Below are 17526 nucleotides of genomic sequence, written 5' to 3' on the forward strand. Positions count from 1 at the left end.
CTTCTGCTACCTGTCGGGTAACGTGAAATTCGCCGAGTACCTGCTGATTCCTTACGTGCCTGGCTCGGGCGAATTGATCGTGTTCTGTGGCGCCTTGATCGGTGCCGGCCTGGGCTTTTTGTGGTTCAACACCTACCCGGCACAAGTCTTCATGGGTGACGTCGGCGCGCTGGCGCTGGGCGCTGCCCTGGGCACCATCGCGGTGATCGTGCGCCAGGAAATCGTGCTGTTCATCATGGGCGGCATCTTTGTCGTGGAAACCCTGTCGGTGGTGATTCAAGTCGCCTCGTTCAAGCTGACCGGCAAACGGGTGTTCCGCATGGCACCGATCCACCACCACTTTGAACTCAAGGGCTGGCCAGAGCCACGCGTGATCGTCCGCTTCTGGATCATCACCGTGATCCTGGTGCTGATCGGCCTTGCCACCCTGAAACTGAGGTAGATGAGCGTGTCTTTGATCGCTTCCGACCAATTCCGCATCGTTGTCGGCCTCGGCAAGAGCGGCATGTCCCTGGTTCGCTTCCTGGCGAGCCGGGGCATTGCCTTTGCGGTCGCCGACACCCGCGAGCAACCGCCGGAACTGGACACCCTGCGCCGTGAGTACCCGCAGGTGGAAGTGCGCTGTGGTGAACTGGACGTGGACTTCCTGTCTCGCGCCAACGAACTGTACGTGAGCCCTGGCCTGGCCCTGGCTACCCCGGCCCTGCAGCAGGCCGCTGCGCGGGGCGTGCAGCTGTCGGGGGACATCGAGCTGTTCGCCCGCCATGCCAAGGCGCCGATCATCGCCATCAGCGGTTCCAACGCCAAGAGCACCGTGACCACGCTGGTGGGTGAAATGGCAGCCAAGGCCGGCAAGCGCGTGGCCGTGGGCGGTAACCTGGGGACCCCGGCACTGGACCTGCTGGCCGATGACGTCGAGCTGTACGTGCTGGAGCTGTCGAGCTTCCAGCTGGAAACCACCGACCAGCTCAATGCCGAAGTGGCTACCGTGCTGAACATCAGCGAAGACCACATGGACCGCTACAGTGGCCTGCCGGCCTATCACCTGGCCAAGCACCGCATCTTCCGCGGTGCCAGGCAGGTGGTCGTGAACCGCCAGGACGCCCTGAGCCGGCCACTGCCGGTAGAAGGCCGCCCTTGCTGGTCCTTCGGCCTCAACCAACCAGACTTCAAGGCGTTCGGCCTGCGCGAAGTGGATGGCGAGAAATACCTGGCGTTCGAATTCCAGGCATTGCTGCCGGTGCGCGAGCTTAAGATTCGCGGCGCCCATAACCAGAGCAATGCACTGGCGGCGTTGGCCTTGGGCCATGCTGCCGGCTTGCCGTTCGAGCCGATGCTCGAAGCGCTGCGCGAATTCGCGGGCCTGGCCCACCGTTGCCAGTGGGTGCGCGAGCGTGACGGCGTGAACTGGTACGACGATTCCAAGGCCACCAATGTCGGTGCTGCACTGGCCGCCATCGAAGGCCTGGGGGCCGATATCGAGGGCAAGCTGGTGTTGATCGCAGGTGGCGACGGCAAAGGCGCCGAGTTCGGCGCCCTGCGTGAACCGGTCAAGCGGTTTTGCCGCGCCGTGGTGTTGCTGGGCCGTGATGCCGAGCGCCTTGCCCAAGCCTTGGGTGATGACGTGCCGCTGGTGCGGGTAAAAACCCTCGACGACGCCGTGCAACAGTGCGCCGACCTGGCCCGGGCCGGGGATGCCGTGCTGTTGTCGCCAGCCTGCGCCAGCCTCGACATGTTCCGGAACTTCGAAGAACGCGGGCGGCTGTTCGCCCAGGCAGCGGGGGCCCTGGCATGATCTTCGGTGTGCTCAAGCCCTATCCGTCGCCGCTGATCAGCGGCCGTGGCATCGACCTCGACTTCGCGATGCTGGCCGGCTGCCTGGCCTTGCTCGGCCTGGGCCTGGTGATGATCACCTCGGCCTCCTCGGAAGTGGCTGCAGTGCAGTCGGGCAACCCGCTGTACCACATGTTCCGCCACCTGGTGTACGTGTTCCTGGGCCTGGTGGCTTGTGGTGCGACCCTGATGATCCCGATCGCCACCTGGCAGCGCATGGGCTTCCTCATGCTGCTGGGCGCCTTCGGCTTGCTGGTGCTGGTGCTGGTGCCGGGGATCGGCCGCGAAGTGAACGGCTCCATGCGCTGGATCGGCTTCAGCTTCTTCAACGTGCAGCCTTCGGAAATCGCCAAGGTGTTCGTGGTGGTCTACCTGGCCGGGTACCTGGTGCGCCGCCAGACCGAAGTCCGGGAGACCTGGATGGGCTTCTTCAAACCCTTCATCGTGTTGCTGCCGATGGCTGCGCTGCTGCTGATGGAACCGGACTTCGGCGCCACCGTGGTGATGATGGGCGCGGCCGCGGCCATGTTGTTCCTTGGCGGTGTCGGGCTGTTCCGCTTCAGCCTGATGGTGGTGCTGGCAGTGTTGGCGGTGTTCGTTCTGGTGCAGGCGCAGCCTTACCGCATGGCGCGCCTGATCACCTTTACCGACCCATGGTCCGACCAGTTCGGCTCCGGTTACCAGTTGACCCAGGCGTTGATCGCGTTCGGCCGTGGCGAGTGGCTGGGCGTGGGCCTGGGCAACAGCGTGCAGAAGCAGTTCTACCTGCCTGAAGCGCACACCGACTTCGTGTTCTCGGTACTGGCCGAAGAGCTGGGCGTGGTCGGCTCGCTGGTGACCATCGCCCTGTTCGTGTTCGTGACCGTCCGCGCCCTGTACATCGGCCTGTGGGCGGAGAAGGCCAAGCAGTTCTTCGCCGCGTACATGGCGTTCGGCCTGGCCTTCCTGTGGATCGGCCAGTTCCTGATCAACATCGGGGTGAATGTCGGCTTGCTGCCGACCAAAGGCCTGACTCTGCCGTTCCTCAGCTACGGGGGCAGCTCGCTGGTCATCTGTTGTGCTTGCGTGGGCTTGTTGTTGCGTATCGAGTGGGAAAGCCGTACGCACCTGGGCAGCGAGGAGCACGAATTCAGCGAAAGCGATTTTGCCGAGGAGACCAGTCATGGCCGCTGACGGCAAGAACGTACTGATCATGGCCGGCGGTACCGGCGGGCACGTGTTCCCGGCCCTGGCCTGCGCCCGTGAGTTCCAGGCGCGCGGGTACAGCGTGCACTGGCTGGGCACCCCGCGCGGCATCGAGAATGAACTGGTGCCCCAGGCCGGCCTGCCGCTGCACCTGATCCAGGTCAGCGGCCTGCGCGGCAAAGGCAAGCTGTCGTTGCTCAAGGCACCCTTGACCCTGGTCAAGGCCGTTCTCCAGGCAAGGCGGATCATTCGCCAGCTCAAGCCGGTGTGCGTGCTGGGCTTTGGTGGTTATGTGACCGGCCCCGGCGGCGTGGCTGCGCGGCTGTGTGGCGTGCCGCTGGTGATCCATGAGCAGAACGCCCGCGCCGGTACCGCCAACCGCTTGCTGGTGCCGCTGTCTGCGCGGGTTTGCGAGGCGTTCCCGAACACCTTCGAGGCCAGCGACAAGCGCCGCACCACCGGCAACCCGGTGCGCCCCGAGCTGTTCCTGGATGCGCCACGCGCGCCCCTGGCCGAACGCCGTGCACGGCTGTTGGTGCTGGGCGGCAGCCTGGGGGCGGAACCATTGAACAAATTGTTGCCTAAGGCCCTGTCCGAAGTGCCTGCTGCTGTGCGGCCCGAGGTGTTTCACCAGGCCGGCAAGCAGCACGCGCAGATCACCGCCGAGCGTTATCACGAGGCCGGCGTCGAGGCTCAGGTCGAGCCTTTCATCAAGGACATGGCCCAAGCCTATGGCTGGGCCGACATGGTGGTGTGTCGGGCGGGTGCGCTGACCGTCAGCGAGCTGGCGGCGGCAGGCCTGCCTTCGGTGCTGGTGCCGTTGCCTCACGCAATCGACGATCACCAGACCCACAACGCTCAATATCTGGCTCGCGAAGGTGCTGCCTTCCTGATGCCACAAGCGACAACTGGCGCAGCGCAGCTCGCTGAACGCCTGAACGAGGTGCTGATGCAACCCGAGAAACTCAATGTCATGGCAGGTACCGCACGGCGCCTGGCCAAACCTGCAGCAACCAGCACCGTGGTCGATATCTGCCTGGAGGTGGCCCATGGTTGAGAGCCAGAAAGCCATGCCCCAGCCGAAAATGGGTCGTATCCGTCGCATTCACTTCGTCGGTATCGGCGGCGTGGGCATGTGCGGCATTGCCGAAGTGTTGCTGAACCTGGGCTATGAAGTGTCCGGTTCCGACCTGAAAGCCTCGCCGGTCACCGAGCGGCTGGAGTCATTCGGTGCCGAGATCTTCGTCGGCCACCGTGCCGAAAACGCTGCCACTGCCGATGTGCTGGTGGTTTCCAGCGCCATCAACCCGGCCAACCCGGAAGTGGCCACCGCCCTCGAGCGGCGCATTCCGGTGGTACCGCGTGCCGAGATGCTCGCCGAACTGATGCGCTACCGCCACGGTGTGGCAGTCGCCGGTACACACGGCAAGACCACCACCACCAGCCTGCTGGCCTCGGTATTCGCCGCCGGCGGTCTGGACCCGACCTTCGTCATCGGGGGTCGCCTGACCGCGGCCGGCACCAATGCCCAGCTGGGCACCAGCCGCTACCTGATCGCCGAAGCCGATGAAAGCGATGCCAGCTTCCTGCACCTGCAGCCGATGGTGGCTGTGGTCACCAACATCGACGCCGACCACATGGCGACCTATGAAGGCGACTTCAACAAACTGAAGAAAACCTTCGTCGAGTTCCTGCACAACCTGCCGTTCTATGGCCTGGCGGTGATGTGCCTGGACGACCCGGTGGTACGCGAGATTCTGCCGCAGGTGAAGCGCCCGACCGTGACCTACGGTTTCAGCGAAGAGGCCGACATCCGCGCCATCAATGTGCGCCAGCAGGGTATGCAGACCCATTTCACCGTGCTGCGCCGCGACTGCGAGCCGCTGGACGTGTCGGTGAACATGCCGGGCAACCACAACGTGCTCAATGCCCTGGCCACCATCGCCATTGCCACTGACGAAGGCATCAGTGACGAAGCCATCGTGCAGGGCCTTTCCGGCTTCCAGGGCGTTGGGCGTCGCTTCCAGGTCTACGGCGAGCTGCCGGTCGAAGACGGCAGCGTGATGCTGGTCGATGACTACGGCCACCACCCGACCGAAGTGGCCGCCGTGATCAAGGCTGTGCGTGGTGGCTGGCCAAGCCGCCGCCTGGTGATCGTCTACCAGCCGCACCGCTATAGCCGCACCCGCGACCTGTACGACGATTTCGTTCAGGTGCTGGGCGATGCCAACGTGCTGCTGCTGATGGAGGTGTACCCGGCTGGCGAAGAGCCAATACCCGGCGCCGACAGCCGGCAGCTGTGCCACAGCATTCGCCAGCGCGGCAAGCTCGACCCGATCTACATCGAACGTGGCGCCGAGCTGGCGCCACTGGTCAAGCCGTTGCTGCGCGCTGGCGACATCCTGCTCTGCCAGGGTGCCGGTGACGTTGGCGGCCTGGCCCCGCAACTGATGAAAAGCCCGCTGTTCGCTGGCGCCAAGCAGGAGAAGTCGAAATGACCAGCGCCTACGACAAGCTGCACTCTACCCTCGACGTGAAAGCGTTTGGCCGCGTTGCCGTGCTGTACGGCGGCAAGAGTGCCGAGCGCGAAGTGTCGCTCAAGTCCGGCGCCGCCGTGATCGATGCGCTGACCACCGCCGGTGTCGACGTCGTTGCCATCGACGTCGGTGACGACCTGCTCGACCGCCTGCAGAACGAGAAGATCGACCGCGCCTTCATCATCCTCCACGGCCGTGGCGGTGAGGATGGCAGCATGCAGGGGCTGCTGGAGTGCCTGGGCATCCCTTATACCGGTAGCGGCATCCTCGCTTCGGCCCTGGCCATGGACAAGCTGCGTACCAAGCAGGTGTGGCAGAGCCTGGGCATTCCTACCCCGCGCCACGCGGTGCTGGCGAGTGAAAGCGATTGTTTGCAGGCCGGTACGGAACTGGGCTTCCCGCTGATCGTCAAACCCGCCCATGAAGGCTCTAGCATCGGCATGGCCAAGGTGAACAGCGCCGAGGAACTGATCGCCGCCTGGCAAGACGCTGCCCAGTACGATTCCCAGGTACTGGTAGAGCAGTGGATCCACGGCCCGGAGTTCACCATTGCGGTGCTGCGCGGCCAGGTGCTGCCGCCGATCGCCCTGGGTACACCGCACGTGTTCTACGACTACGACGCCAAGTACATCGCCAACGATACCCAGTACCGCATTCCGTGCGGCCTGGATAGCGCCAAGGAACAGGAACTGATCGACCTGACCGCCCGTGCCTGTGATGCCGTTGGCATCGAGGGCTGGGGGCGGCTGGACGTGATGCAGGACGAGCAAGGCCGGTTCTGGCTGCTCGAAGTAAACACCGCACCCGGCATGACCGATCATAGCCTGGTGCCCATGGCGGCCCGCGCGGCTGGCCTGGACTTCCAGCAACTGGTGCTGGCAATCCTGGCCGAAAGCGTGGCGACGCGAGGTTAATCATCATGCAAGGCGCAATGATACGTCAGCAGCAACCCGTAACCGGCCGTAGCAAGCCGGTGCCGCGTGGTGCCAGCAGGCTGGTGGCCGACGAGCCCGTATCGGCGCGCCTGCCGCGGCCCAGCCTCGGCGGCCTGAAGCGCCTGCTGTGGCCGGTATTGCTGGTGGCAGCAGGCTTCGGTGCCTACGAAGGGGCCATTCGCCTGATGCCTTATGCCGACCGGCCCATCGCCAAGATCGATGTGCAGGGCGACCTCAGCTACATCAGCCAGCAGTCGGTGCAGCAGCGCATCGCCCCTTACGTGGCCGCGAGCTTCTTCAGTGTCGACCTGCCGGCGATGCGTGCGGAGCTCGAACAGATGCCCTGGATCGCCCACGCTGAAGTACGCCGCGTGTGGCCTGACGAGGTGGTCATCCGCCTGGAAGAACAGCTGCCGGTGGCGCGCTGGGGCGACGAAGCCTTGCTCAACAACCAGGGCCAGGCATTCACCCCGCGTGAGCTGGCCAACTATGAGCACCTGCCGCAGCTTGCCGGGCCGCGGCGTGCCCAGCAACAAGTCATGCAGCAGTATCAGGTACTGAGCCAGATGCTGCGCCCCTTGGGCTTTTCCATCGCTCGCCTGGAGCTGCGCGAGCGAGGCAGCTGGTTCTTGACCACTGGCGCGAGCAGCGCCGGGCCGGGCATCGAGCTGCTGCTGGGGCGCGACCATCTGGTGGAGAAGATGCGCCGTTTCATTGCCATTTACGACAAGACACTCAAAGACCAGATCAGCACTATCGCCCGCATTGATCTGCGTTATTCCAACGGACTTGCCGTTGGTTGGCGGGAACCGATTGCACCGACGACGGCCCAACCCGCCGTTGCGAAGAATTAGAGAGAGGCAGGACCATGGCAAACGCGCATAGCGGCAAAATGATCGTCGGGCTGGATATTGGCACCTCCAAGGTGGTGGCACTGGTCGGCGAAGTGGGCGAAGACGGCACCCTGGAAATCGTCGGTATCGGCACACACCCGTCCCGCGGCCTGAAAAAAGGCGTGGTGGTGAACATCGAGTCGACCGTGCAATCGATCCAGCGCGCCGTCGAAGAAGCGCAGCTGATGGCCGGCTGCCGTATCCACTCGGCGTTCGTGGGCGTCGCCGGTAACCATATCCGCAGCCTGAACTCCCACGGCATCGTCGCCATCCGTGACCGCGAGGTCAGCCTGGCCGACCTGGAGCGGGTACTGGACGCGGCCCAGGCGGTGGCCATTCCGGCCGACCAGCGCGTGCTGCACACCCTGCCGCAGGACTACGTGATCGACAACCAGGAAGGCGTCCGCGAGCCGCTGGGCATGTCTGGCGTGCGTCTGGAAGCCAAGGTTCACGTGGTGACCTGCGCGGTCAACGCGGCACAGAACATCGAAAAGTGCGTGCGCCGCTGCGGCCTGGAAATCGACGACATCATCCTCGAGCAGCTGGCTTCGGCCTATTCGGTGCTCACCGACGATGAAAAGGAACTGGGCGTGTGCCTGGTCGACATCGGTGGCGGTACCACCGACATCGCCATCTTCACCGAAGGCGCGATCCGCCACACCGCGGTCATTCCGATTGCAGGCGACCAGGTGACCAACGACATCGCCATGGCCCTGCGTACCCCGACCCAGTACGCCGAAGAAATCAAGATCCGCTACGCCTGCGCCCTGGCCAAACTGGCGGGCGCTGGCGAGACCATCAAGGTGCCGAGCGTGGGCGACCGCCCACCGCGCGAGCTTTCGCGTCAGGCCCTGGCCGAGGTGGTGGAGCCGCGTTACGACGAGCTCTTCACCCTGATCCAGGCCGAACTGCGCCGCAGCGGGTACGAGGACCTGGTGCCAGCGGGCATCGTCCTCACCGGCGGTACCGCGAAGATGGAAGGTGCCGTGGAACTGGCCGAGGAAATCTTCCACATGCCGGTACGCCTGGGCGTACCGCACAGCGTTCGGGGCCTGAGCGACGTGGTTCGCAACCCCATCTATTCCACCGGCGTGGGCTTGCTCACCTACGGCCTGCTCAAGCAGTCCGAGGACATGGTCCTGACCGGCAGCAGCAACAGCAGCAGCAACAGCTATGGCGATGAACCGAAGGCCCCAGTGCTTGAACGCTTCAAGCGCTGGGTACAGGGCAACTTCTAAGTTTCAAAGCAGTAGTGGTAGGCGCAACAACTAGAGAACTGTAAGGAGAGGGAAAATGTTCGAGCTCGTAGACAACGTCCCGCAAAGCCCGGTCATCAAAGTGATCGGCGTTGGTGGTGGTGGCGGCAACGCCGTCAACCACATGGTCAAGAGCAGCATCGAAGGCGTGGAATTCATCTGCGCCAACACGGATGCTCAGGCCCTGAAAAACATTGGTGCACGCACCATCCTGCAATTGGGCACTGGCGTGACCAAGGGCCTGGGTGCTGGCGCCAATCCGGAAGTCGGCCGTCAGGCCGCACTGGAAGACCGTGAGCGCATCGCCGAAGTGCTGCAAGGCACCAACATGGTGTTCATCACCACTGGCATGGGCGGCGGTACCGGTACCGGTGCTGCCCCGATCATTGCCGAAGTGGCCAAGGAAATGGGCATCCTCACCGTAGCCGTGGTGACCCGTCCGTTCCCGTTCGAGGGCCGCAAGCGCATGCAGATCGCCGATGAAGGCATCCGCATGCTGGCTGAAAGCGTCGACTCGTTGATCACCATCCCCAACGAGAAACTGCTGACCATCCTGGGCAAGGATGCCAGCCTGCTGTCCGCCTTCGCCAAGGCCGACGATGTACTGGCCGGTGCCGTGCGCGGTATCTCCGACATCATCAAGCGCCCGGGCATGATCAACGTCGACTTCGCCGACGTGCGCACCGTCATGGGTGAAATGGGCATGGCGATGATGGGTACTGGTTGCGCCAGCGGCCCGAACCGTGCACGCGAAGCCACCGAAGCAGCCATCCGCAACCCGCTGCTGGAAGATGTCAACCTGCAGGGCGCCCGCGGCATCCTGGTGAACATCACCGCTGGCCCGGACCTGTCGCTGGGTGAATACTCCGACGTGGGTAGCATCATCGAAGCCTTCGCCTCTGACCACGCCATGGTCAAGGTCGGTACCGTGATCGATCCGGACATGCGTGACGAACTGCACGTGACCGTTGTGGCCACCGGCCTGGGCGCGCGTATCGAGAAGCCTGTGAAAGTGGTCGACAACACCCTGCAGACTGCCCAGCAGGCGTACGAAGCGTCCAACCCGGCGCCAGTTCGTCAGGAGCAGCCAGCCGTGAACTACCGTGACCTGGAGCGCCCGACCGTAATGCGCAACCAGGCCCACGCCGGTGCTGCGGCAGCCGCGAAAATGAACCCTCAGGATGACTTGGACTACCTGGATATCCCGGCATTCCTGCGTCGTCAGGCTGATTAATGGAATTTATCAGGGGTATAAAGGTGATTGGTATTCATCAAAGGTTGGGTCTGTTATCATCCCCAGCCTTTGTTGATACCTGTTCGCAATTTGCGCTGAAGCGGCCAATGCCATGATTAAACAACGCACCCTGAAGAATACCATCCGTGCCACAGGTGTCGGCCTGCACTCCGGGGAGAAGGTTTACCTGACCCTCAAGCCTGCACCTGTTGACACCGGCATCGTCTTCCGCCGCGCCGACCTCGACCCTGTGGTCGAGATCCCTGCGCGTGCGGCCAACGTCGGCGAGACCACCATGTCGACGACGCTGGTCAACGGTGACGTCAAGGTCGATACGGTCGAGCACCTGCTCTCCGCCATGGCGGGCCTGGGCATCGATAACGCCTACGTCGAGCTCTCCGCCTCGGAAGTGCCGATCATGGATGGCAGCGCCGGACCCTTCGTATTCCTGATTCAGTCTGCCGGCCTGGAAGAACAGGACGCAGCCAAGAAGTTCATCCGCATCCTGCGTGAGGTGACTGTGGAAGAGGGCGACAAGCGCGCCACTTTCCTGCCTTTCGACGGTTTCAAGGTGAGCTTCGAGATCGACTTCGATCACCCGGTCCTCAAGGGCCAGACCCAGAGCGCGGTTGTCGACTTCTCCAGCACCTCGTTCGTGAAGGAAGTCAGCCGCGCCCGCACGTTCGGTTTCATGCGTGACATCGAGTACCTGCGCAAGCACAACCTTGCGTTGGGTGGCAGTGTCGAGAATGCCATCGTGGTCGACGAGACAGGTGTGCTCAACGAAGACGGCCTTCGTTCCGATGACGAATTCGTCAAGCACAAGATCCTCGACGCCATTGGCGACCTCTACCTGCTGGGCAACAGCCTGATCGGCGAGTTCAAGGGCTACAAGTCCGGCCACGCGCTGAACAACCAGCTGTTGCGCAAGCTGATTGCCGAAACCGATGCCTGGGAAGTGGTCACGTTCGAAGATGCCAGTACGGCACCGATCTCGTACATGCGCCCTGTTGCGGCCGTGTAAGTTCGAACACTCTCTCTAGTGTTGTAATCAAGGCCACCTTCGGGTGGCCTTTTTTATTGCTTGTCGCCAGCGTGGGCGGCCAAGCGCTCCAGTGCAGCGCGCAGCTTGGGGTCGGCGATGCCCTCGGCGGTGTCACGCAGGCTTGCCGCGGCGCTGGTGGACAGCTCGGCAGCATGCCCGCCGCGTTTGGCCGGTACCAGGGGCGGTTGCACCTTGTAGAGGATGCGCCGGAGGTTGCCAAAGGCTTCCATGGCCTGCAATGCGGCCAGCAGGCGCTTCTGCTGGTAGCGCAGGCGGGTAGCCCAATGGCCATCGGTAACCACCAGCAACAAGGTGCCATCGCGCCATGAGGCCACGTGGCAATGCTCGCGGGCAGCCGGTTGCAGCTGGCTTTCCAGCAGGCGCTGCAGGTGTTCCAGGCGTTCGGCCTGGTTCAGCAGCAGGCGCAGCGGGCGCACCTGGCGCAGCAGGGCCGAGGGTGGCTGGGCGGGGGAGGGTTTGTAGGCCATGGGGGTACGCATGAGGTTACAAGATCGGCAGTTTAACACCTGTAGAACCTGTGCTGGCCGCTTCGCGGGCACGCCCGCTCCCACAGGATTACTCCAGGCCTGAGTATTGTGGGGTCCCTGTGGGAGCGGACGCGCCCGCGAAGAGGCCGGTACAGGCAACACGAGATAAGACTGGTTCTCGATACCTTTCATGTTGCCAAACCTTGAACTCAGGGAAAATGCCCCTATCTAAACCAAGCCCCTGCCAAAGCGCTGTGCCAGCATCGTGGAAATCCACCACTTTCCTCACCATCGTTTCCGGGTAGAATGCTCGTTCGCATGCGGCCTCAGGGCTGCACGGGCGACTCATGGGGCCGCCCTCCATCCCTACGTGTGGAAGATCCTGCCGATATGTTTGCGCCTTTGTTAAAAAAACTTTTTGGAAGCAAGAACGAGCGTGAAGTAAAACGCATGCTCAAGACGGTGAGTATCGTCAATGCCTTCGAAGAGAAGATGGTGGCCCTTTCCGACGAGCAACTGCGGGGCAAGACTGCAGAGTTCAAGGAGCGCCTGGCCAAAGGCGAGACACTGGACCAATTGTTGCCCGAAGCCTTTGCCGTGGCCCGCGAGGCCGGCAAGCGCGTGATGGGCATGCGCCACTTCGACGTTCAGTTGATTGGCGGCATGACCCTGCACGAAGGCATGATCGCAGAAATGCGTACCGGTGAAGGCAAGACCTTGGTCGGTACCCTGGCCGTGTACCTCAACGCACTGTCCGGCAAGGGCGTGCATGTGGTTACCGTCAACGACTACCTGGCCCGCCGTGACGCCAACTGGATGCGCCCGCTGTACGAGTTTCTCGGCCTGTCGGTCGGTATCGTATCGGCTTTCCAGCCGCCGGAAGAAAAGCGTGCTGCCTATGCGGCCGACATCACCTACGGCACCAACAACGAATTCGGTTTCGACTACCTGCGCGACAACATGGCGTTCAGCCAGGACGAGAAGTTCCAGCGTGAACTGAACTTCGCCGTGATCGACGAAGTGGACTCCATTCTCATCGACGAAGCGCGCACCCCGCTGATCATTTCCGGCCAGGCCGAAGACAGCTCCAAGCTGTACATCGAGATCAACCGCCTGATCCCGCGCCTGACCCAGCACATCGAAGAAGTCGAAGGCCAGGTCACCCAGGAAGGCCACTTCACCATCGACGAGAAGAGCCGCCAGGTCGAGCTCAACGAGGCCGGTCACCAGTTCATCGAAGAGATGCTGACCCAGGCCGGGTTGCTGGCCGAAGGCGAGAGCCTGTACTCGGCGCATAACCTGGGCCTGCTGACCCACGTGTATGCCGGCCTGCGCGCACACAAGCTGTTCCACCGCAACATCGAGTACATCGTCCAGGACGGCCAGGTACTGCTGATCGACGAGCACACCGGCCGGACCATGCCGGGCCGGCGCCTGTCCGAAGGCCTGCACCAGGCCATCGAGGCCAAGGAAAACCTGAACATCCAGGCCGAGAGCCAGACCCTGGCCTCGACCACCTTCCAGAACTACTTCCGCCTGTACACCAAGCTGTCCGGCATGACCGGTACCGCCGACACCGAAGCCTTCGAGTTCCAGTCGATCTACGCGCTGAACGTGATGGTCATCCCGCCGAACAAGCCGCTGGCGCGCAAGGACTTCAACGACCTGGTGTACCTGACCGCCGACGAGAAGTACGCCGCGATCATTGCCGACATCAAGGAAAGCATGAAGCAGGGCCGGCCGATTCTGGTTGGTACCGCGACCATCGAAACGTCCGAACACATGTCGAACCTGCTGAAGAAAGAAGGTATCGACCACAAGGTGCTGAACGCCAAGTACCACGAGAAAGAAGCCGAAATCATCGCCCAGGCCGGTGCGCCGGGTGCCCTGACCATCGCCACCAACATGGCCGGCCGTGGTACCGACATCCTGCTGGGCGGTAACTGGGAAGCCGAGGTGGCCGCCCTGGAAAACCCGACCGCCGAGCAGATCGCCCAGATCAAGGCCGACTGGCAGAAGCGTCACCAGCAGGTGATCGAGGCCGGTGGCCTGCACGTGATCGCCTCCGAGCGCCACGAGTCGCGCCGTATCGACAACCAGTTGCGTGGCCGTTCCGGCCGTCAGGGCGACCCGGGTTCCAGCCGCTTCTACCTGTCGCTGGAAGACAGCCTGATGCGTATCTTCGCCTCCGACCGGGTGAAGAACTTCATGAAGGCCTTGGGCATGCAGGCGGGCGAGGCCATCGAACACCGCATGGTCACCAATGCCATCGAGAAGGCGCAGCGCAAGGTCGAAGGCCGCAACTTCGACATCCGCAAGCAGTTGCTTGAATACGACGACGTGGCCAACGAGCAGCGCAAGGTGATCTACCACATGCGCAACAGCCTGCTGGCGGCCGAGAACATTGGCGACACCATTGTCGAATTCCGCAAGGAAGTCCTGGACGCTACCATCAGCCAGCACATTCCGCCGCAGTCGCTGCCCGAGCAGTGGGACGTGGCCGGCCTGGAGGCATCGCTGGCCAGCGACTTCGCCATCAAGCTGCCGATCCAGCAGTGGCTCGACGAAGACGACCACCTCTACGAGGAGACGCTGCGCGAGAAGCTGCTGAACGAGATCACCACGGCCTACACCGAGAAAGAAGACCAGGCCGGCCTCGACGCCCTGCGTACCTTCGAGAAGCAGATTCTGCTGCGTGTGCTGGACGACCTGTGGAAAGACCACCTGTCGACCATGGACCACCTGCGCCACGGTATTCACCTGCGTGGCTATGCGCAGAAGAACCCCAAGCAGGAGTACAAGCGCGAGTCGTTCAGCCTGTTCCAGGAGCTGCTGGAGTCGATCAAGCGCGATACCATCCGCGTGCTGTCGCACGTTCAGGTACGCCGCGAAGACCCGGTCGAAGAGGAAGCCCGCCTGCGCCGCGAGGCCGAGGAGTTGGCCAGCCGCATGCAGTTCGAGCACGCCCCAGCCCCTGGCCTGGAAGGCGAGCAGCTGAGCGAGGAGGAGGCCGAAGTGGCCGTTGCCTCGGCGCCGGTGCGCAACGAGCAGAAGCTGGGCCGCAATGAGCCTTGCTGGTGTGGTTCGGGCAAGAAGTTCAAGCATTGCCACGGGCAGATCGAATGATCTGACCTGGGTGTTGTAACCTGATACATCCTGGGGCCGCTTTGCGGCCCCGTTTTTTGTACATCCACCGAATTTTCTAGGAGCGCTCTAATGGCTGTTGGTCTTGGTCCTTTGCCCACCCTGCACCCGGTTGCGGGTTTTGAACTCGGCATCGCTTCTGCCGGCATCAAGCGTCCTGGGCGCAAGGATGTGGTGGTCATGCGCTGCGCCGAAGGCTCCAGCGTGGCGGGCGTGTTCACCCTCAACGCGTTCTGCGCGGCACCGGTGATCCTCTCCAAGCAGCGTGTACAGGGCACCGTGCGCTACCTGTTGACCAACACCGGTAATGCCAACGCCGGTACCGGCGCCCCAGGGCTGGCAGCCGCCGAACGCACCTGCGCCAAGCTGGCCGAACTGGCCGGCGTACCCGCCGAATCGGTACTGCCGTTCTCCACCGGGGTGATCGGCGAGCCACTGCCGGTCGAAAAGATCGAAGGCGCGCTGCAGGCCGCCCTCGATAACCTGTCGGAGAACAACTGGGCCGAAGCGGCCACCGGCATCATGACCACCGATACCTTGCCCAAGGGCGCCAGCCGCCAGTTCCAGCACGATGGCGTGACCGTGACCGTGACCGGTATCAGCAAGGGCGCCGGCATGATCCGCCCGAACATGGCCACCATGCTTGGCTACATCGCCACCGACGCCAAGGTTGCCCCGGCGGTGCTCAAGGACCTGATGCTGGACGGCGCCAACAAGTCGTTCAACCGCATCACCATCGATGGCGACACCTCGACCAACGATTGCTGCATGCTGATCGCCACCGGCAAGGCCAACCTGCCAGAGGTCACCGAAGCCAGTGGTGCGCTGTTCGAGGCCCTGAAAAAAGCCGTGTTCGAAGTGTGCATGGACGTGGCCCAGGCCATCGTGCGTGACGGCGAAGGTGCGACCAAGTTCGTGACCGTGCAGGTCAACGGCGGTGGCAACCACCAGGAATGCCTGGACGTTGGATACGCAGTGGCCCACTCACCGCTGATCAAGACCGCACTGTTCGCGTCGGACCCGAACTGGGGCCGTATTCTCGCCGCGGTGGGCCGTGCCGGTGTGCCGGAGCTGGACGTGAGCCTGATCGACGTCTACCTGGATAATGTGTGCATCGCCAGCCAGGGCGGCCGCAGCCCCAGCTACACCGAAGCCCAGGGCTCGGCAGTGATGGCCCAGGAAGAGATCACGATCCGGATCGAACTGGGCCGTGGCCAGTGCAGCGAAACCATCTGGACCACCGACCTGTCGCACGAGTACGTGAAGATCAACGCCGAATACCGTACCTGATGCAGTGCTGGGGTCGGGCAACGACCCCACAATTCCAGAACCAGGAGACGAACCATGAGCGATCACCTGAACTTCGGCGACACGTTGCGCGCCTTGTTGCAGGCTGGCCTGGCGGAGCGTGAAGTGTGAAACGGATTCATGTTGTAGCAGCAGTCATTCGTGGCGCCGATGGCCGCATTCTGATCGCGCGGCGGGCCGCCACCCAGCACCAGGGTGGCCTGTGGGAGTTTCCCGGCGGCAAGGTCGAAGCCGGTGAAAGCGTGGAAGCGGCACTGGCCCGCGAGCTGCGCGAAGAGCTGGGTATCGAGGTGAGCCGTTCGCGTGCGCTGATCAAGGTCAGCCACGACTACCCGGACAAGCAGGTGTTGCTGGACGTGCGTGAAGTGCAGGCCTTTACCGGCGAAGCGCATGGCGCCGAGGGTCAGCCGCTGGCGTGGGTTGCCCCGCGCGATTTGCCGCAGTACGAATTTCCCGAGGCCAACCAGCCGATCGTGGCTGCCGCGCGCCTGCCGGACCAGTACCTGATTACCCCCGATGGCCTGGAAGTGCCGCAACTGCTCAAGGGCATACAGAAGGCGGTTGCCAGTGGCATTCGCCTGATTCAGTTGCGCGCCCCGGACATGTACGACCCCAAGTACCGCGACGTGGCGGTGGATGCGGTTGGGCTGTGTGCGGGCAAGGCGCAGTTGATGCTCAAGGGGCCGCTGGAATGGCTGGGCGATTTCCCTTCGGCCGGCTGGCACCTGACCGCGGCGCAGTTACGCAAGTACGCCGCCAAAGGTCGGCCGTTTCCCCGCGAGCGTTGGTTGGCGGCTTCCTGCCACTGCGCCGAAGAGCTGGCACTGGCCGAGCAGATGGGCGTCGACTTCGTCACCCTGTCGCCAGTCCAGGCAACCCAGACCCACCCCGAGGCGGCGCCGTTGGGCTGGGACGAAGCTCGACGTTTGCTGGCCGGGTTCAGCAAGCCGGTGTACTTGCTGGGTGGGGTAGGGCCGGGTGAGCGCGAGCGAGCCTGGGAAGCCGGGGCCCAGGGTGTGGCCGGCATCCGGGCATTCTGGCCCGAGGCCTGAGCCATTGGGGCGGCCCTTCGCGACACCGCGCAGGCCGCCCCGACCCTGTCAGCCCTGCGGCTTTTCAGCAGGCTGCCACAACACCTCGGCCACCCCCTGTCGCCGCCCGATGATCCGCGCCGCCACGAACAGCAGGTCGGACAGGCGGTTGATGTACGCCAGACCTACCCCTTCCAGTGGTTCCAGCGCATGCAGCTGCTGGCAGCGCCGCTCGGCGCTGCGCGCCAGGCTGCGGCACACATGGGCCTGCGCCACCAGCATCGAACCACTGGGCAGGATGAAGTTCTTCAGCGGCCCCAGCTCTTCGTTCCACACATCGATGACCGCCTCCAGGCGCTCCACTTCTGCCTGGTTCAAGGCCTGGTAGCTGGGCATGGCCAGCTCGCCACCCAGGTCGAACAAGCGGTGCTGACACGGCGCGAGCACCTTAGTGAGCTCTTCCAGGCCTTGCTCGGCCAGGCCTGCCAAAAGCACGCCGAGCTGGCTGTTGAGGCTGTCTACCTCGCCAATGGCTTCTATGCGCGGGTGGCTTTTCGGCACCCGCCGGCCGTCGCCCAGGCCGGTTTCGCCCTGGTCGCCGGTACGGGTGTAGATCTTCGATAGGCGGTTGCCCATG

15 protein-coding genes are annotated in these 17526 nt (G+C 63.6%); 13 read left to right on the plus strand and 2 right to left on the minus strand.

Annotated elements, in window-relative coordinates; translation table 11 throughout:
* The 10 genes from mraY to lpxC all read left to right on the plus strand — a co-directional run.
* Positions 1 to 442: phospho-N-acetylmuramoyl-pentapeptide-transferase (gene mraY / locus APH30_RS14080; protein WP_082416168.1), on the plus strand; the 442-nt coding region annotated here is incomplete at its 5' end.
* A gap of 6 nt (positions 443 to 448) precedes the next feature.
* Complete coding sequence (gene murD, locus APH30_RS14085) at positions 449 to 1795, plus strand: UDP-N-acetylmuramoyl-L-alanine--D-glutamate ligase (RefSeq protein ID WP_054912898.1); 1347 nt, start codon at positions 449 to 451, stop codon at positions 1793 to 1795.
* The gene (gene ftsW / locus APH30_RS14090; protein WP_174824202.1) at positions 1795 to 3006 is read left to right on the plus strand and encodes a putative lipid II flippase FtsW; all 1212 of its coding nucleotides are present in this window, start codon (positions 1795 to 1797) and stop codon (positions 3004 to 3006) included. Before murD ends, ftsW begins: the two co-directional genes overlap by 1 nt.
* Positions 2996 to 4075: an undecaprenyldiphospho-muramoylpentapeptide beta-N-acetylglucosaminyltransferase gene (gene murG / locus APH30_RS14095; RefSeq protein ID WP_029886558.1), complete on the plus strand. Its 1080-nt coding sequence runs from the start codon at positions 2996 to 2998 to the stop codon at positions 4073 to 4075. The genes ftsW and murG overlap by 11 nt, the downstream gene beginning before the upstream one ends.
* Positions 4068 to 5516, plus strand: a complete 1449-nt coding sequence (gene murC / locus APH30_RS14100; RefSeq protein WP_054912888.1) for a UDP-N-acetylmuramate--L-alanine ligase — start codon at positions 4068 to 4070, stop codon at positions 5514 to 5516. Before murG ends, murC begins: the two co-directional genes overlap by 8 nt.
* Positions 5513 to 6469 carry a D-alanine--D-alanine ligase gene (locus APH30_RS14105; protein WP_054912889.1) on the plus strand — a complete coding sequence of 319 codons (957 nt, stop codon included), beginning with the start codon at positions 5513 to 5515 and terminating at the stop codon, positions 6467 to 6469. Before murC ends, APH30_RS14105 begins: the two co-directional genes overlap by 4 nt.
* Before the next feature lie 5 nt (positions 6470 to 6474).
* Positions 6475 to 7344 (plus strand): cell division protein FtsQ/DivIB, encoded by an 870-nt coding sequence (locus APH30_RS14110; protein WP_054912890.1) that lies wholly within the window; start codon positions 6475 to 6477, stop codon positions 7342 to 7344.
* Positions 7345 to 7358: 14 nt separating this feature from the next.
* Entirely contained in the window at positions 7359 to 8621 is a 1263-nt protein-coding gene (ftsA, locus tag APH30_RS14115; RefSeq protein WP_054912891.1) for a cell division protein FtsA, read from the plus strand.
* Positions 8622 to 8676: 55 nt separating this feature from the next.
* Positions 8677 to 9873, plus strand: coding sequence for a cell division protein FtsZ (ftsZ, locus tag APH30_RS14120; protein WP_009684407.1), 1197 nt, complete (start codon positions 8677 to 8679; stop codon positions 9871 to 9873).
* Between the two features lie 112 nt (positions 9874 to 9985).
* Positions 9986 to 10897, plus strand: a complete 912-nt coding sequence (gene lpxC, locus APH30_RS14125; RefSeq protein ID WP_003260771.1) for a UDP-3-O-acyl-N-acetylglucosamine deacetylase — start codon at positions 9986 to 9988, stop codon at positions 10895 to 10897.
* Between the two features lie 53 nt (positions 10898 to 10950).
* Here lpxC and APH30_RS14130 read toward each other — a convergent pair whose 3' ends face one another.
* On the minus strand, positions 10951 to 11406 hold the full coding sequence (locus tag APH30_RS14130) for a DUF721 domain-containing protein (protein WP_009684406.1): 456 nt from the start codon (positions 11404 to 11406) through the stop codon (positions 10951 to 10953).
* 390 nt (positions 11407 to 11796) lie between these two features.
* Here APH30_RS14130 and secA point away from each other — a divergent pair, with 390 nt between their 5' ends.
* From secA to APH30_RS14145, 3 genes are all read left to right on the plus strand, one after another.
* Complete coding sequence (gene secA / locus APH30_RS14135; protein WP_009684405.1) at positions 11797 to 14532, plus strand: preprotein translocase subunit SecA; 2736 nt, start codon at positions 11797 to 11799, stop codon at positions 14530 to 14532.
* A gap of 90 nt (positions 14533 to 14622) precedes the next feature.
* Positions 14623 to 15840 (plus strand): bifunctional glutamate N-acetyltransferase/amino-acid acetyltransferase ArgJ, encoded by a 1218-nt coding sequence (gene argJ / locus APH30_RS14140; protein ID WP_009684404.1) that lies wholly within the window; start codon positions 14623 to 14625, stop codon positions 15838 to 15840.
* A 125-nt stretch (positions 15841 to 15965) separates the two neighbouring features.
* Positions 15966 to 16910 (plus strand): Nudix family hydrolase, encoded by a 945-nt coding sequence (locus tag APH30_RS14145; protein WP_054912892.1) that lies wholly within the window; start codon positions 15966 to 15968, stop codon positions 16908 to 16910.
* Positions 16911 to 16958: 48 nt separating this feature from the next.
* Here APH30_RS14145 and APH30_RS14150 read toward each other — a convergent pair whose 3' ends face one another.
* Positions 16959 to 17525: a cob(I)yrinic acid a,c-diamide adenosyltransferase gene (locus APH30_RS14150; RefSeq protein WP_054912893.1), complete on the minus strand. Its 567-nt coding sequence runs from the start codon at positions 17523 to 17525 to the stop codon at positions 16959 to 16961.
* Position 17526 lies beyond the last annotated feature (1 nt).

This window comes from Pseudomonas sp. NBRC 111127, assembly GCF_001320345.1.
GTDB lineage: Bacteria > Pseudomonadota > Gammaproteobacteria > Pseudomonadales > Pseudomonadaceae > Aquipseudomonas > Aquipseudomonas juntendi.

Excerpts from the sequence above, each read along its gene's own strand:
- murG (WP_029886558.1), top strand. The coding sequence starts at position 2,996 with ATGGCCGCTGACGGCAAGAACGTACTGATCATGGCCGGCGGTACCGGC.
- murC (WP_054912888.1), top strand. The coding sequence starts at position 4,068 with ATGGTTGAGAGCCAGAAAGCCATGCCCCAGCCGAAAATGGGTCGTATC.
- APH30_RS14105 (WP_054912889.1), top strand. The coding sequence starts at position 5,513 with ATGACCAGCGCCTACGACAAGCTGCACTCTACCCTCGACGTGAAAGCG.
- APH30_RS14110 (WP_054912890.1), top strand. The coding sequence starts at position 6,475 with ATGCAAGGCGCAATGATACGTCAGCAGCAACCCGTAACCGGCCGTAGC.
- ftsA (WP_054912891.1), top strand. The coding sequence starts at position 7,359 with ATGGCAAACGCGCATAGCGGCAAAATGATCGTCGGGCTGGATATTGGC.
- ftsZ (WP_009684407.1), top strand. The coding sequence starts at position 8,677 with ATGTTCGAGCTCGTAGACAACGTCCCGCAAAGCCCGGTCATCAAAGTG.
- lpxC (WP_003260771.1), top strand. The coding sequence starts at position 9,986 with ATGATTAAACAACGCACCCTGAAGAATACCATCCGTGCCACAGGTGTC.
- APH30_RS14130 (WP_009684406.1), bottom strand. The coding sequence starts at position 11,406 with ATGGCCTACAAACCCTCCCCCGCCCAGCCACCCTCGGCCCTGCTGCGC.
- secA (WP_009684405.1), top strand. The coding sequence starts at position 11,797 with ATGTTTGCGCCTTTGTTAAAAAAACTTTTTGGAAGCAAGAACGAGCGT.
- argJ (WP_009684404.1), top strand. The coding sequence starts at position 14,623 with ATGGCTGTTGGTCTTGGTCCTTTGCCCACCCTGCACCCGGTTGCGGGT.
- APH30_RS14150 (WP_054912893.1), bottom strand. The coding sequence starts at position 17,525 with ATGGGCAACCGCCTATCGAAGATCTACACCCGTACCGGCGACCAGGGC.